Annotated in this window: 13 protein-coding genes; 2 read left to right on the plus strand and 11 right to left on the minus strand. The window is 67.3% G+C overall.

The features are described from left to right. Positions 1-65: 65 nt before the first annotated feature. The 4 genes from hprK to FHY06_RS16070 form a co-directional block, all read right to left on the minus strand. Positions 66-1025: an HPr(Ser) kinase/phosphatase gene (gene hprK / locus FHY06_RS16055; RefSeq protein WP_019655575.1), complete on the minus strand. Its 960-nt coding sequence runs from the start codon at positions 1023-1025 to the stop codon at positions 66-68. Between the two features lie 142 nt (positions 1026-1167). Continuing rightward, complete coding sequence (locus tag FHY06_RS16060; protein WP_019655574.1) at positions 1168-1635, minus strand: PTS sugar transporter subunit IIA; 468 nt, start codon at positions 1633-1635, stop codon at positions 1168-1170. 203 nt (positions 1636-1838) lie between these two features. Beyond that, positions 1839-2168 carry a ribosome hibernation-promoting factor, HPF/YfiA family gene (gene hpf, locus FHY06_RS16065; protein WP_019655573.1) on the minus strand — a complete coding sequence of 110 codons (330 nt, stop codon included), beginning with the start codon at positions 2166-2168 and terminating at the stop codon, positions 1839-1841. 346 nt (positions 2169-2514) lie between these two features. Further along, a complete protein-coding gene (locus FHY06_RS16070) occupies positions 2515-4635 on the minus strand; it encodes an ATP-dependent helicase (RefSeq protein ID WP_260310466.1) in 2121 nt (706 codons plus the stop codon). A gap of 240 nt (positions 4636-4875) precedes the next feature. Here FHY06_RS16070 and corA point away from each other — a divergent pair, with 240 nt between their 5' ends. Continuing rightward, positions 4876-5862, plus strand: a complete 987-nt coding sequence (gene corA / locus FHY06_RS16075; protein WP_019655571.1) for a magnesium/cobalt transporter CorA — start codon at positions 4876-4878, stop codon at positions 5860-5862. A 76-nt stretch (positions 5863-5938) separates the two neighbouring features. After that, positions 5939-6703, plus strand: coding sequence for a YoaK family protein (locus FHY06_RS16080; RefSeq protein ID WP_019655570.1), 765 nt, complete (start codon positions 5939-5941; stop codon positions 6701-6703). 2 nt (positions 6704-6705) lie between these two features. On the opposite strand, the gene FHY06_RS16085 is transcribed toward FHY06_RS16080, so the two are convergent. From FHY06_RS16085 to FHY06_RS16115, 7 genes are all read right to left on the minus strand, one after another. Then, positions 6706-7446, minus strand: coding sequence for a 5'-methylthioadenosine/adenosylhomocysteine nucleosidase (locus FHY06_RS16085; protein WP_240650022.1), 741 nt, complete (start codon positions 7444-7446; stop codon positions 6706-6708). Positions 7447-7596: 150 nt separating this feature from the next. After that, positions 7597-9228 (minus strand): ABC transporter substrate-binding protein, encoded by a 1632-nt coding sequence (locus tag FHY06_RS16090; RefSeq protein ID WP_145760185.1) that lies wholly within the window; start codon positions 9226-9228, stop codon positions 7597-7599. 67 nt (positions 9229-9295) lie between these two features. Then, positions 9296-10339 (minus strand): dipeptide ABC transporter ATP-binding protein, encoded by a 1044-nt coding sequence (locus FHY06_RS16095; protein ID WP_019655567.1) that lies wholly within the window; start codon positions 10337-10339, stop codon positions 9296-9298. Further along, positions 10336-11361: an ABC transporter ATP-binding protein gene (locus FHY06_RS16100; protein ID WP_126184013.1), complete on the minus strand. Its 1026-nt coding sequence runs from the start codon at positions 11359-11361 to the stop codon at positions 10336-10338. The genes FHY06_RS16095 and FHY06_RS16100 overlap by 4 nt, the downstream gene beginning before the upstream one ends. A 131-nt stretch (positions 11362-11492) precedes the next feature. Then, positions 11493-12407: an ABC transporter permease subunit gene (locus tag FHY06_RS16105; protein ID WP_132751995.1), complete on the minus strand. Its 915-nt coding sequence runs from the start codon at positions 12405-12407 to the stop codon at positions 11493-11495. A gap of 8 nt (positions 12408-12415) precedes the next feature. Then, on the minus strand, positions 12416-13420 hold the full coding sequence (locus FHY06_RS16110) for an ABC transporter permease subunit (protein ID WP_126184015.1): 1005 nt from the start codon (positions 13418-13420) through the stop codon (positions 12416-12418). Between the two features lie 75 nt (positions 13421-13495). Then, positions 13496-15175 (minus strand): long-chain-fatty-acid--CoA ligase, encoded by a 1680-nt coding sequence (locus FHY06_RS16115; protein ID WP_019655563.1) that lies wholly within the window; start codon positions 15173-15175, stop codon positions 13496-13498. Positions 15176-15249 lie beyond the last annotated feature (74 nt).

The following is a 15249-nucleotide window of genomic DNA, read 5'->3' on the forward strand; positions in this document are numbered from 1 at the left end:
ACCCCCCGAGGGGGAGGCGCGGTCCGCCTTGGGGCGGCCCGGCGGCGGCCGCATTCCCTGGTCATTCAATCCCCGTCGCGGGAGTTCTCCATCGCCTTGTGGTGCCGCGCCACGAAGTCGGCATACGTGTCGATGCCGCGCAGCTGCAGGATCGAATTGCGCACCGCGGCCTCCACCAGCACCGCGATGTTGCGCCCTGCCACCACCTGGATGATGACCTTGCGCACCGGGATGCCCAGCACGTCCTGCGTGAGCGGCGCCGAGGGCATGCGCTCGTAGTCGCGCTCGAAGCTGTCGCGCCGCACGAGGTGCACGATGAGCTTGAGCCGCATCTTCCGGCGCACCGCCGTCTCGCCGAAGATCGCGCGGATGTCCAGCAGGCCGATGCCGCGCACCTCCAGCAGGTTCAGCAGCAGGTCGGGGCAGCGGCCCTCGATAGTGTTCTGGTTGATGCGGTAGAGGTCGACCGCGTCGTCGGCGACCAGGCCGTTGCCGCGCGAGATCAGCTCCAGCCCGAGCTCGCTCTTGCCCAGGCCCGACTCGCCCGTGATCATCACGCCCATGCCCAGGATGTCCATGAACACGCCGTGCATCGATGTGCGCTCGGCGAAATGCTTGGACAGGTAGGCGCGCAGCAGGTCGATCACGAAGGCCGACGACTCGCGCGTGGCAAAGAGCGGCAGCTGGGCGCGCTCGCAGATCGAAAGCAGTTCGTCGGGTGCGGCCTGGCCGTCGGCCAGCACCAGCATCGGCGGCTCCAGCGTGACGATTCGGGCGATGCGCCGGGCGCAGTCTTCCTCGCTGCCGCGCGTCAGGTAGGCCACCTCGCGCGCGCCGAGGATCTGCACGCGGTACGGGTGGATGTAGTTGAGGTAGCCAACGAGGTCGGCGGCCGACTGCGCGCGGCTGATGACCTCCGCATCGAACTGGCGCTCCGATGCCCCGAGCCCCGCGAGCCATTCCCAGCGGAGCGAGCCACGGAACTCCTCGAACATGGCGTCGGCGCTGATGACGGTCGGCTTCATGCGGTCAGGAGGTGGCGCTCACGCACCGGAGTTGGGAGCAGGCCAGAATACCGCGGAACCGGCCCTGCCGGGCCGCTGGTATCGCCCCGGAAGGGGAAGGCGTGCGCGACGCGAAGTGCGCGAAGCCTGGGGGCGAACACCGTTACGCGACCTGGGTGGACTGCCAGCCGGCGATCAGGTCGTGCAGGGCCGTGGCGTCGGTGCTGGACTTGATCTGCTCGCGCAGGCTGGCGTCGCTCAGCAGCTCGGCGATTTCGGAGAGGATTTCGAGATGCTTCTGCGTGGCCGCTTCGGGCACCAGCAGGAAGATCAGCAATGCGACGGGTTGCTCGTCGGGGGCGTCGAAGCCGATGGGATTGGCCAGCTGGAACACAGCGGCCATCGGCGACTTGAGGCCCTTGATGCGGCCATGCGGAATGGCGACGCCGTGGCCCAGACCGGTGGAGCCGAGGCGCTCGCGCGCGAACAGGCTGTCGGTGATGAGGGCACGGCCCAGACCGTGAAGGCTTTCGAACAGCAGGCCGGCTTCTTCGAAAGCACGTTTCTTGCTGGTAGCGTCAACGCTCACAAGCACTTGAGCGGGCGGCAGGATGGACGCGAGGCGATTCATGGTGGGTGCAGAGCGGGGGCGATTATGCACCCGCTTGGTAAAAACCCCCAGTCCCCCTATTTACTTTCTGTCTACACGTTGCCTGAAGGGCCCTCGGCCCTCTCTGGACGGCTGCCAAAAACCCTAGCTCCGTAGTCGGGAAAAAGAAAAAGGCCGCCCCTGGGCGGCCTTCGCTGCGAGCCTCGTCGGGCCCGGGCTCTTTCTTACATCAAGCGCTTGGGCGCAGCGTGATGGTGGTCCTGCAGGCGGTCCTTGTGGCGCACCACCTGGCGGTCGAGCTTGTCGACCAGTTCATCGACCGCAGCGTAGAGATCAGCGTGGCTCGACTCCGCGAACATGTCATTGCCCTTGACGTGGATGTTGCACTCCGCCCTTTGGCGGCGTTCCTTTTCCTTCTGCTTTTCCACCGTGAGGATCACCTTCACATCGACCACCTGGTCGAAATGTCGGATGACCCGGTCCAGCTTGCTCGTGACGTAGGTGCGCAAGGCAGGTGTGACGTCGAGGTGATGACCGCTGATCGTCAAATTCATGAATGACCTCCTGGAATTGACGGTTGGGGAAATGGCCGCACCGCGGAATGCGGCTTGGCCGGCGAAACGAAAACGGGAGTTCTCTTGGGGGTCTTGAGAAAGAAAAAGAGGGGGTGGGAAGAGGGGGAAAGAGGGAAGGTCGATTCACTATGCCCAAGCTGTCACGGTATTGCAATACCTGAGTTGCCCGGGGTTTTGCCGCCTCGCGAACGGCCTCTCGGACGCTAGCGAATCGATAGCTGCGGGCACGCACAGGGCAGGCGATGCCGCAGTTCGAAACAAGTGTTTTCAGAGCTGGCCAGCCGGTGACCCTGCCGGCGAAAGGGCCTGCTCGTGCCTCGCCTTCTCAGCGCCAGGCGGCTCGCATCCTGTTGCGCAGGTCGATCACCGAGCTGGGCGGCGGCACGGCCGGCGGGCGCTCCGGCGGAGGCGGCCATGTCTGCTGCTCGAAGCCTTCCAGGTCGGCATCGGCGATGAAGCGCGTGCGGTTGGCATACAGGTGCCGGTCGCCGCGCGCCGCCTGCTGCGTAACGTGGAAGCGCTGCGGCACCAGCAGGTGCAGGTGGTCGCGCGCCCGGGTCATCGCCACGTAGAGCAGGCGCCGCTCCTCTTCCAGTTCGTGCGCGCTCTGGGCCACGTCGGCCGGCAGGCAGCCGTCGACCACGTTGAGCACGTGCACCGAATTCCATTCCTGCCCCTTGGCCGAATGGATGGTGGAGAGGATCAGGTAGTCCTCGTCGAGCAGCGGCGGCCCCGGCCGGTCGCTCGTGGCCTCGGGCGGATCGAGCGTGAGCTCGGTGAGGAATCGTTCGCGCGAGCCGTATCCGGCCGCGAGCCGCGCGAGCTGCTCCACGTCGGCGCGCCGCACGCCGGAGGTGTCCTCGTACAGCCGCTCCAGGTGCGGCAGGTACCAGTCCATCGCGAGCTCGACGTCGGCGGGCCATTTCAGCGCCGGCGCGCGCAGGGCCTCGTAGGCCTTCGCGAAATCGGCCCATTGCGCACGAGCGGCGGAAGGCGGCACGAACTCGCGCACCACACGGGCCGGATCGGACGCCTGCTCCATCGCGTCGAGCAGGCGCGCGCTCGTGGCGGGGCCGATGCCCGGGATGAGCTGCGTCACGCGGAAACCCGCCATGCGGCCGCGCGGGTTCTGCGCGAATCGCAGCACCGCGAGCAGGTCCTTCACATGCGAGGCTTCAAGAAACTTCAGGCCGCCGAACTTCACGAACGGGATGTTGCGCCGCGCCAGCTCCAGTTCGAGCGCAGCGCTGTGAGACGAGGTGCGGAACAGCACCGCCTGCGACTTCAGCGCCAGCCCGCCCTCGCGGTGCGCAAGCACCTTGTCGGCCACCCAGCGCGCCTGCCCCGCCTCGTCGGGCACGAGCACCAGCAGCGGCTTGCCGGCCGAGGGCTTGTCGGTCCACAGCGTCTTGGCATGCCGCTCGGCGGCCTGCGCGATGACGCGGTTCGACACGTCGAGGATCGGCTGCGTCGAGCGGTAGTTGCGCTCCAGCGTGACCACGCGCGCGGGCTGCGTGAACTGCGAGGGAAAGTCGAGGATGTTGCGCACCGTGGCGCCGCGGAAGGAGTAGATCGACTGCGCGTCGTCGCCCACCACGGTCACGCCGCGCCCGTCGGGCTTGAGCGCCAGCAGGATCGCCGCCTGCAGCAGGTTGGTGTCCTGGTACTCGTCGACCAGCACGTGGTCGAAGCGCGCGCCGATGTGCGCGGCCAGCGAAGGCTCGGCCGCCATCTCGGCCCAGTAGAGCAGCAGGTCGTCGTAGTCGAGCACGTTCTGCCGCTGCTTGGCCTCGACATACGCGCCGAACAGCTTCTTCAGCTCGGCCTCCCACTCGCCGCACCATGGAAAGGCCTCTTTCAGCACATCGGCCAGCGGCGCGCGGGTGTTCACGCAGCGCGAGTAGATCGACAGGCAGGTGCCCTTGCGCGGGAAGCGGTTGACGGTGGAGGAAAGCCCCAGCTCGTGGCGCACCAGCCCCATCAGGTCTTCGGCGTCGCCGCGGTCGTGGATGGTGAAGTTCTCGTCGAGGCCGATCTGCGGCGCGTACTCGCGCAGCAGCCGAGCACCGATGCCGTGGAAGGTGCCGGCCCACGGCAGCGCGGGCGGGGCATCGGACTTCAGTCCGAGCACCTGCGCCAGCACCCGGCCGGCGCGGCGCTCCATCTCCTGCGCGGCACGGCGCGAGAAGGTCAGCAGCAGCAGGCGCTGCGGATCGACGCCGCCGGCGATGAGGGTTGCGACGCGGTGCGCCAGCGTGCTGGTCTTGCCCGAGCCGGCACCGGCGATGACGAGCAGCGGCCGCTCGTCCAGGCCGGCGGTGGCCGCGCTCACGCCGTGCTCGACCGCCGCACGCTGCGCCTCGTTGAGCGAGGCCAGCGCCTGCGCCAGGCGCTCTGCCTGGCTCCTGGGCGCAGCGGAAGGAACGGGAAGCGCAGTGCTCTGCATGCCTGCGACTTTACTGTATGCCCGTCCAGTCCGGCCGCCTTGCCGACATATGGCCGGTGACATAATCGCGCCTCGCTGCAACCCGGAGATTTTTCCAATGGAAACCGACCCGTCTCGGCAGCTTTCAACTCCCTTTCACTGACGCCTTTCTTCGCGCCTCTCGCGCACGTCGGGCAGGGAATTGAAAGCGCCCCCCTCCCTCGCCCATCGTCCAGTCCGTCATTCCAGGGAGTGAGCCCCATGCTCAACATCTTCACGCTCGCCAACGGCCGCCTCGTACAGGAAGAAATCGAGGCCCTCGAAGAGCTCTCCAGGTTCCAGCCGATCTGGGTCGACCTCGAGTCGCCCACGCTCGAGGAAAAGCGCTGGATCAAGCAGTACTACGGCCTGTCCATCCCCGAGGATGCAATGGACGAGGACATCGAGGAATCGGCGCGCTTCTACGAGGAAGACAACGGCGAGCTGCACATCCGCTCCGACTTCCTGATCGACGACGACGAAGCCCCGCGCGCGGTGCGCGTGGCCTTCATCCTCAACCAGCACAACACCGACCTGCGCAGCCGCGGCGTGCTGTTCTCGATCCACGACGAGGACGTGCCCGTGTTCCGCCTGCTGCGCATGCGCGCGCGCCGCGCGCCGGGGCTGATCGAGGACGCCAAGGAAGTCATGCTCAAGCTCTTCGACGCCGACGCCGAATACTCGGCCGACTCGCTGGAGAACATCTACGACGAGCTCGAGGCGGCGAGCAGGAAGGTGCTGTCGGGCAACGTCAGCGACGAGCTGGCCGGCGAGGTGCTCGGCGCCATCGCGCGGCAGGAAGACCTGAACGGGCGCATCCGCCGCAACGTGATGGACACGCGCCGCGCCGTCAGCTTCATGATGCGCAGCAAGATGCTCAACGCCGAGCAGTTCGAGGAAGCGCGCCAGATCTTGCGCGACATCGAGTCGCTGGACAACCACACGGCCTTCCTCTTCGACAAGATCAACTTCCTGATGGATGCGACCGTCGGTTTCATCAACATCAACCAGAACAAGACCATCAAGATCTTCTCGGTGGCCAGCGTGGCGCTGCTGCCGCCGACGCTGATCGCCAGCATCTACGGCATGAACTTCAAGTTCATGCCCGAGCTCGACTGGGCCATGGGCTACCCCTACGCCATCGTGCTGATGGCGGCGAGCGCGCTGGTGCCGATGTGGTACTTCCGCCGGCGCGGCTGGCTCAAGTAGCGGCCTGCCGACGGGCGCTCGCGGGGCGCCCGGTGCTAGAGTGGCTTTCGGCCCGAGCGCCGACTGGAGAGCCACCTTGCGCAGAATCCGCTTCCTCACCCACCGCCACCGCGCACCCTCGACCAACACCGCGCTGGGCCTGCTGCTGGCCTTCAATGCCGGCGCCATCAACGCAGGCGGCTTCCTCGTGCTGCACATGTACACCTCGCACATGACGGGCTTCGCCTCGCAGCTGGCCGACGGCATGGTGCTGGGCAACGTCAAGCTGCTGCTGAACGCGCTGGGCGCGATCCTCGCCTTCCTGACCGGCGCGGCCGTGTGCGCGGTGCTCGTGAACTGGGGCCGCCAGCACCGCATGCACGGCGTGTACGCACTGCCGCTGATGCTCGAGGCGGCGCTGATGTTTCCCTTCGGTCTCATGGGCGCCATCACGCTGACCTGGGCGACGCCCTTCGCGGTGCCACTCACCGTGCTGCTGCTGTCCTTCATCATGGGGCTGCAGAACGCGGTGGCCTCCAAGACCTCGGGCGGCAGCATCCGCACCACGCACATGACCGGCAACATCACCGACATGGGCATCGAGATCGGCAAGATGCTCTACTGGAACCGCCGCTCGAAGTCGCAGCAGGACCATCCCCTGCCCGTGCGGCACGACCGCAGCCGCATGCGCCGCGCGGGCGGGCTGGTCGGCATGTTCGTGCTTGGCGGCGCCGCGGGCGCGCTGGGCTTCAAGTACGTGGGCTTCGTCTGCGTGGTGCCGCTGGCGGCGCTGCTGCTGGCGCTGTCGATCCCGCCGCTGCTGCGCGACATCCCGCGCCGCCGCACGCCTTCTCTCGGCTGAATTCAGCCAAGTTCGGCCGGCAGCGAAGCCAGCCACGCATCGACGAGCGCGAGGCTGTAGCGGCTCGCCACCGCAGCGACGAAGCGCGAGAAGTCGCCGTGCGCGGCGTCGTCGGCGCGGTCCGAGATCGTGCGCATCGCCGCGAAGGGCACGCCGTAGTCGTGACACACCTGCGCGACCGAGGCGCCCTCCATCTCCACCGCGAGCGCATCGGGCAAGGCGCGCTGAAGCGCCGCGCTCTCGGCCGTGGTCGAGACGAACCTGTCGCCGCTCACCAGCAGGCCGCGATGCACCTTCGGCGAACGAAGGCCGAATTCGTCGACGGCCTGCTGCCCCACCAGCGCCACCGGATCGCGCAGCGTCTGCCGCGCGACCTCCGCCAGCGCATCGCCGATGGCCGCGTCGGCAGCGAAGCGCGACAGCCCCATCAGCGGCACTTCGTACTTCGGGAAGATCGGCGAGGCGTCGAGGTCGTGCTGCAGCAGCTGCGTCGCGACCACCACGTCCCCGACGTCCACGCCCGGCGCCAGTCCGCCCGCGACGCCGGTGAACACGATGGCCCTCACGCCGAAGCGCTCCAGCAGCACCGTGGCCGTGATCGCCGCCGCGACCTTGCCGATGCGCGACAGCACCGCGACCACCGGCCGGCCATGCAGATGGCCTACCCAGAAGTCGCGGCCCGCGACGCGCACGCGCTGCTCGTCGGGCATCAGCGCGAGAAGCGCGCCCAGCTCCTCGTGCATCGCCGCGACGATGGCGATGGGCGCGGTTGACAGAGAGCTCAAGCTACTTCTCTTTTCAGGAACACCGAGGAACCGGCTTCGCCGGGCCTCTGGTGTTGCCCCCTGCAAGGGGGTTGGCGCAGCGACACGAAGTGCGCGAAGCCTGGGGGTTTACTTGATATCCACGCCGTAGAAGGTGTGGCGGCCGAAGGGGCTCAGCTTGAAGTCGACCACCTCCTTGCGCACCGGCTTCAGCTGCACCGCATGCGCGATGGTGAACCACGGCGCCTGCTCCTTGAAGATCAGCTGAGCCTTCTTGTAGAGCGCGTCGCGTTCGGACTGCTTGGTCGCGCTCTTGGCTTTCAGCACCAGGTCTTCGTACGGCTGGTAGCAGAACTTCGAGATGTTGCTGCCGCTGGCCGACTTGGCAGAAGCGCAGCCCAGCAGCGTGTAGAGGAAGTTGTCCGGATCGCCGTTGTCGCCGGTCCAGCCCAGCATGCCCATCTGGTGCTCGCCGGCCTGCAGGCGCTTGCGGTACTCGCCCCACTCGAAGCTCTTGATCTCGGCCTTGACGTTGATCTTGGCGAGGTCGGCCTGCATCAGCTCGGCGATGCGCTTGGCGTTGGGGTTGTAGGGGCGCTGCACCGGCATGGCCCACAGGTCGGTGGAGAAGCCGTCGGGGAAGCCGGCCTGTGCCAGCAGCTTCTTCGCGGCCTCGGGGTCGTACGGATCGTCCTTCACCGCATCGTTGTAGGACCACATGGTCGGCGGGATCGGGTTCTTCGCGGCCACGCCGGTCGAGAGGTACACGCCGTCGATGATGGCCTTCTTGTTGATCGCCATGTTGATGGCCTTGCGCACGCGCACGTCGTCGAAGGGCTTCTTCGTCGTGTTGTACGAGAGGTAGCCCACGTTCAGGCCGGGCTGCTCGAGCACCTGCACGTTCGGGTCCTTGCGGATCGCGTCGAGGTCGGCCGGGTTCGGGTACGGCATGACGTGGCACTCGCCCTTCTGCAGCTTGGCCCAGCGCACCGAGGCGTCGGGCGTGATCGCGAACACGAGGTCGTCGATCTTGGCCTTGCCGCCCCAGTACTGCGGGAAGGCCTTGAAGCGGATGATCGCGTCCTTCTGGTACTGCACCAGGTAGAAGGGACCGGTGCCGATCGGGTCCTGGTCGACCTTCTCGGGCGTGCCGGCCTTCAGCATCGCGATGGCGTATTCCTTCGACTGGATGCCAGCGTACTGCATCGCCAGGTTCGCGAGGAACGGCGCCTCGGCCTGGTTGAGCGTGATCTTCACCGTGTAGTCGTCGATCCGGTCGACCGACTTCAGCAGCTTGGGCATGCCCATGTCGTTGAAGTAGGAGTGGTTCTGGCTCGTGACCTTGAAGAAGGGGTCGCTCTCCTTCCACTGGCGCTCGATCATGAAGATGAAGTCGTCGGCGTTGAAGTCGCGCGTGGGCTTGAAGCTCTTGCTGGTGGTGTGCCACTTCACGCCCTTGCGCAGGTGGAAGGTGTAGACGGTGCCGTCGGGCGAGATGTCCCATTTCTCGGCCAGGCCGGGCACGACCTTGGTGCCGCCGCGCTCGAACTCGACGATGGTGTTGTAGACCTGCGTGGTCACGTCGAACGAGGTGCCGGTGGTGTTCATGCCGGGATAGAAATTCTCGGGACTGCCCTCCGAGCAATACACCAGCGTCTTGGCAGACACCGCGCCGCAGGCCAGGGTAAGGGCTGCAAGCGCTGTCGGTGCCAGGAGCGCCAGGCTTCGTGAGCGGCGCGAAACGATGGGCTGGGTCTTCATGTGGACTCCTTGATACACGGTTGAAGGAACTGCGAGAACGGGAAACGCAACGGAAACCGAAGGAACGCTAGGGATTCGCCGCCACGGCGGCGGCGGGCGGAACGTCGGCGCGCACGAGCGGCGCGCCTTCGAGGAACTTCTCCGCGTAGTGGCAGGCCACCTGCCGCTCGTCGAGCGCGCGCAGCAGCGGCCGCTCTTCGCGGCAGCGCTGCTGCACGTGCGGACAGCGCGTGCTGAACACGCAGCCCGAAGGCGGGTTCAGCGGCGAAGGCAGCTCGCCCTTGAGCACGATGCGCTGGCTGCTGAGCCCCGGCGTGGACGCCAGCAGCGCTTGCGTGTACGGATGCAGCGGCCGCGCGAAGATGCGCGACTTCGGGCCCTGCTCCACCGCATGGCCGAGGTACATCACGAGCACGTCGTGCGCGATGTGCCGCACCACGCCCAGATCATGCGAAATGAAGAGGTAGGCCAGCCCCAGCTCGGCCTGCAGGTCGGCCAGCAGGTTCAGCACCTGCGCCTGGATCGACACGTCGAGCGCCGACACCGGCTCGTCGGCCACCAGCAGGCGCGGGCTCAGCATCAGCGCGCGCGCGATGGCGATGCGCTGGCGCTGGCCGCCGGAGAACATGTGCGGATAGCGGTTGGCGTACTCGGGCCGCAGGCCCACGCGCGCGAGCATGTCGCGCGCCTTGGCCGCGCGCTCCTGCCTGCCGAGACTGGTGTTGATGGCCAGCGGGTCCTCCAGCACCGTCGCGATCTTCTTGCGCGGGTTGAGCGATCCGTAGGGGTTCTGGAACACCAGCTGCACGGCCTGGCGCAGCTCGCGCTTGCGCTCGGCCGGTGTGTCGACCGCGTCGGCGCCGACCAGCGTGAGCCGGCCCGCCGTCGGCTTCTCGATCAGCGCGACCATGCGCGCCAGCGTCGACTTGCCGCAGCCCGATTCGCCCACCACCGCCAGCGTGCGGCCGCGCTCGATGCGAAAGGAGATGTCGCCCACCGCGCGCAGCTGCGAGGGCGCACGGAACAACCCGCGGCGGATGTCGTAGGTGCGCTGGAGGTTCTTCGCCTCGACCACCACTTCGCCGGATGCGCTTGCCGATGCCTCGCTCATGCCGCGGCCTCCACCGCTCGGTGCTTCGGCGGATCGCTCGCGATGGCTTGCGCGCGGCCCGGATCGCCGAGCGGAAAGTGGCAGCGCACCTCGGCGCCGTGCGACTCGCGCAGCGCCGGACGCACCTGGCAGGCGCGCTCGGTGACGTAGCTGCAGCGCGGCGCGAACAGGCAGCCCGCAGGCCGGTCGTGCACGCCGGGCACCACGCCGCTGATGGTGGCAAGGCGGCCCTCGGGCGCGGCACGCTCGGGCAGTGCCGCCAGCAGCGCCTCGGTGTAGGGATGCTGCGGCTGGGCGAAGAGCCGGTCGACGCGCTGGTGCTCCATCACCTGGCCCGCGTACATCACGGCGATGCGCTGCGCCATTTCGCTGACCACGCCCATGTTGTGCGTGATGAGCACGAGCGCCATGCCGCGCTCCTTCTGCAGGTCGCGCAGCAGGTCGAGGATCTGCGCCTGGATGGTCACGTCGAGCGCCGTGGTCGGCTCGTCGGCGATCAGGAGGCGCGGATTGCAGGCGATGGCCATCGCGATCATCACGCGCTGGTTCATGCCGCCGGAAAGCTGGTGCGGGAAGCTGCCCAGGCGCGACGACGCGGCCGGAATGCCGACCTGCTCGAGCAGCTCGGTCGCGCGCTTCTTCGCTTCGCGCTTGTCGAGCTTCAGGTGCAGCCGCAGCGTCTCCATCAGCTGGAAGCCGATGGTGAAGCAGGGGTTGAGGCTGGTGGTCGGCTCCTGGAAGATCATCGCGACCTCCTTGCCGACCAGCGCGCGGCGCGCCTTGTCGGAAATGCCGAGCAGGTCGTTGCCCGCGAAGCGCATGTGCTGCGCGCGAACCCGGCCCGGGAAGCCGACGAGCCCCATCAGCGCCATCATCGTGACGCTCTTGCCCGAGCCCGATTCGCCGACGATGCCGAGCACCTCGCCTTCCTCGAGGCTGAGGCTCACGCCGTCGACCGCATGAAGCACGCCGCCCTGCGTAGGGAACTCGACGTGCAGGTCCTTTATTTCCAACAGGGGCATCTCAGTGACTCCGGCCCGAAAGGAATCTTCCAGGAACACCGCGGAACCGGCTTTGCCGGGCCGCCGGTGTCGCCCCCCGCAAGGGGGTTGGAGGCCGCACGAAGTGGGCAAGCCTGGGGGTGTGCTTCATGCTAGCGTTTCAGTTTCGGGTCGAGCGCATCGCGCAGCCCGTCGCCCAGGAGGTTGAATGCGAGCACGGCAGCGAGGATGGCCATGCCGGGGAATGTGACGACCCACCACGCGCGCAGCACGAACTCGCGCGCGTCGGCCAGCATGGTTCCCCATTCGGGCGAGGGCGGCTGCGCGCCGAGGCCGAGGAAGCCGAGTGCCGCCGCGTCGAGGATGGCGGTGGAGATGCCGAGCGAGGCCTGCACGATCAGCGGCGCGGCGCAGTTGGGCAGCACCTCGCGGAACATCAACCGCAGCGTGCCGGCGCCGCTCACGCGCGCTGCGGTGACGTAGTCGCGCGAGACCTCGGCGATGACGGCCGCGCGCGTGATGCGCACGTAGTGCGGCAGCACCACGATGGCCACCGCGAGCATCGCGTTGACGAGGCCCGGCCCGAGGATCGCGACGATCACGATGGCCAGCAGCAGGCTGGGCAGCGTGAGCACGATGTCCATCAGCCGCATGATCGCGATCTCGAGCACGCCGCGGAAGAAGCCCGCGACGAGACCGAGCACGATGCCGACGACCACCGACAGCGCCACCACCGCGACGCCGATCGACAGCGACAGGCGCGCGCCGTACATGAGCCGCGAAAGAATGTCGCGGCCGATGGCGTCGGTGCCCAGGAGGTAGCTCATCGAGCCGCCCTGCTGCCACGCGGGCGGCTGCAGGAAGGCGGCGCTGTTGGTCTCGTTGGGCGCATGCGGCGCGATCCACGGCGCGAGCAGCGCGACCAGCAGCAGCACGACGATGGTGGCGAGCCCGATCACCGCGCCCCGGTTGGCCGAGAAGGCCGTCCAGAATTCGCGCCAGGGGCCGGGAGGTGCGGTGCTCTTGCCCGCACCGTCGGAAACGGTGATTTGCGTGGTTGTCGCCATGGGGAAGCTCAGCGCCTGATCCGCGGGTTGATGACGCCGTACGCCACGTCCACGAGAAGGTTGACCAGCATCACGATGCCGCCGAGCAGCAGCATGCCGCCCTGCAGCACCGGGTAATCGCGCCGGCCGATGGCCTCGATGAGCCACTTGCCGACGCCGGGCCAGGAGAAGATCGTCTCGGTGAGGATTGCGCCCGTGAACAGCACGCCCACCTGCAGGCCGATGACTGTCACCACCGGAATGAGCGCGTTGCGCAGCGCATGCAGCCCCACCACGCGAAAGCGCGACAGGCCCTTGGCGCGCGCGGTTCGGATGTAGTCCTCGCCCAGCACCTCGAGCATGGCCGAGCGCGTCATGCGCGCGATGACCGCGAGCGGCACCGTGCCAAGCACCACGGCCGGCAGCACGAGGTGGTGCAGTGCCGACCAGAAGGCGTCGGTATCGCCAGCGCGCAATGCGTCGATCAGCAGGAAGCCGGTGTCGGGCTCCACGTAGTACTGCACCGCGATGCGGCCCGACACGGGCGTCCACCCGAGCTGCACCGAGAAGAACAGGATGAGCAGCAGCCCCCACCAGAAGATCGGCATCGAGTAGCCGGTGAGCGAGGTCGCCATCACGCCGTGGTCGAAGATGGAGTTGCGCCGCACCGCCGCGAGGATGCCCGCGGGCAGCCCGAGCAGCAGCGCGAAGAGGATGGCGCACACCGCGAGCTCGACCGTGGCCGGGAAGAGCGAGAGGAACTCGCTCATCACCGTGTCCTGCGTGATGAGCGACTTGCCGAGGTCGCCGTGCAGCACGCGGGCGATGTAGATGCCGTACTGCACGATCACCGGCTTGTCGAAGCCGTAGGCGGTGCGCAGCTCGGCGTGGCGCGCGGGGTCGATCCCGCGCTCGCCGGCCATGGTCTCGATGGGGTCACCCGGCACCAGCCGGATGAGAAAGAAGGCGAGCAGTGTCATGCCGAAGAAGGTCGGCACCAACAGACTCAAACGGGTAAAGACAAACCTGAGCATCGACCCGCGAATATGCAAGATCGATGCCTCGGCCCCACCCGGGCCGAACCCTTACTTCAGCGCACGCTTGCGCACTTACTTCTTGGCGTCGCGCAGCTCGCGGCGAAGGATCTTTCCGACCGGCGTCTTCGGCATGTCGGTACGAAACTCTACGATGCGCGGCTGCTTGTAACCCGTAAGGTTTGCTCTGCAGTATTCGCGCACCTGAGCCTCCGTGAGCGAAGGGTCTTTCTTGACGATGACGAGCTTCACTGCCTCGCCGGTCTTGTCGTCGGGCACGCCGACCGCTGCGCATTCGAGCACGCCCGGAATGAGTGCGACAACGTCCTCGACCTCGTTCGGATACACGTTGAAGCCCGACACCAGGATCATGTCCTTCTTGCGGTCGACCACCTTGAAGTAGCCGCGCTCGTCGACCACGCCGATGTCGCCGCTCTTGAAGTAGCCGTCGGCCGTCATGACCTTGGCGGTCTCGTCGGGGCGCTGCCAGTAGCCGGCCATCACCTGCGGGCCCTTGATGGCGATCTCGCCGCGCTCGCCCGCGGGCACCTCGTTGCCTTCGTCGTCGAGCAGCTTGAGCCAGGTGCTCGGCAGCGGCAGGCCGATGGTGCCGGTGTAGGCGGTGCTGTTGGTCGGGTTGCAGGTGGCCGAGGGCGAGGTCTCGGAGAGGCCGTAGCCCTCGCAGATCGGGCAGCCCGTCTTCTCGAGCCAGAGCTTCGCCACCGCGGCCTGCACCGCCATGCCGCCGCCCACCGAGACCTTGAGGTTCTTCCAGTTGACGGTGTTGAAGTCGGGGTGGTTCGCGAGCCCGTTGAACAGCGTGTTGACGGCCGGGAAGCTGTGGATCGTGTGCTTCGACAGCTCCTTCAGCACGCCGGGGATGTCGCGCGGATTCGGGATCAGGATCAGCTTGCCGCCCGTGCGCATGCTCAGCATCATGCCGACCGTGAACGCGAAGATGTGATACAGCGGCAGCGCGCACACGCCCGTGGGCTGCTCGTTGGCCGGCACCTTGTTCATGACCGGCTCGTTCCACGCCTCGGACTGCAGCACGTTGGCGATCACGTTGCGGTGCAGGAGCACGGCGCCCTTCGACACGCCGGTGGTGCCGCCGGTGTACTGCAGCACCGCCACGTCGTCGGGCCCGATGGCCGCGGGCTTGAACGAGGCACCCGCACCCTTGTCGAGCGCGTCGTTGAATCGCACCGCGCCCGGCAGGCTGAAGGTGGGCACCATCTTCTTGACGTTGCGCACCACGTAGTTGACGAGCGCGCCCTTGAGGAAGCCGAGGCGGTCGCCCATGGAAGCCAGCACGATGTGCTTGACCGGCGTGCTCGCGATGCATTGCTGCAGCGTGGTGCCGAAGTTCTCCATGATGACGATGGCCTTCGCGCCCGAGTCCTTGAGCTGGTGCTCCAGCTCGCGCGGCGTGTACAGCGGATTGACGTTGACCAGGATCAGGCCCGCGCGCAGGATGCCCGCCACCGCGATCGGGTACTGCGGGCAGTTGGGCATCATCACCGCGACGCGGTCGCCCTTGGCGAGGCCCAGGCCCTGCAGGTAGCCGGCGAACGACTTGCTCTGCCTGTCGGTCTCGCCGTAGCTGATGTCCTTGCCCATGAAGCTGTAGGCCGTGCGGTCGGCGTACTTCGTGAAGCTCTCCTCCATGAGCGCGACCAGCGAGGGGTAGTGCGAGGCATCGATATCGGCGGGCACGCCCTGCGGATAGCTGCTGAGCCAGGGACGATCGGTCATTGGATTTGTCTCCTCCGGGAGTCGGACTGTTGAAAACGAAAACGGCGCACGAAGTGGCGCCGCGAAGAACTCGT

Source organism: Variovorax atrisoli (assembly GCF_014195185.1).
Lineage (GTDB): Bacteria > Pseudomonadota > Gammaproteobacteria > Burkholderiales > Burkholderiaceae_C > Variovorax > Variovorax atrisoli.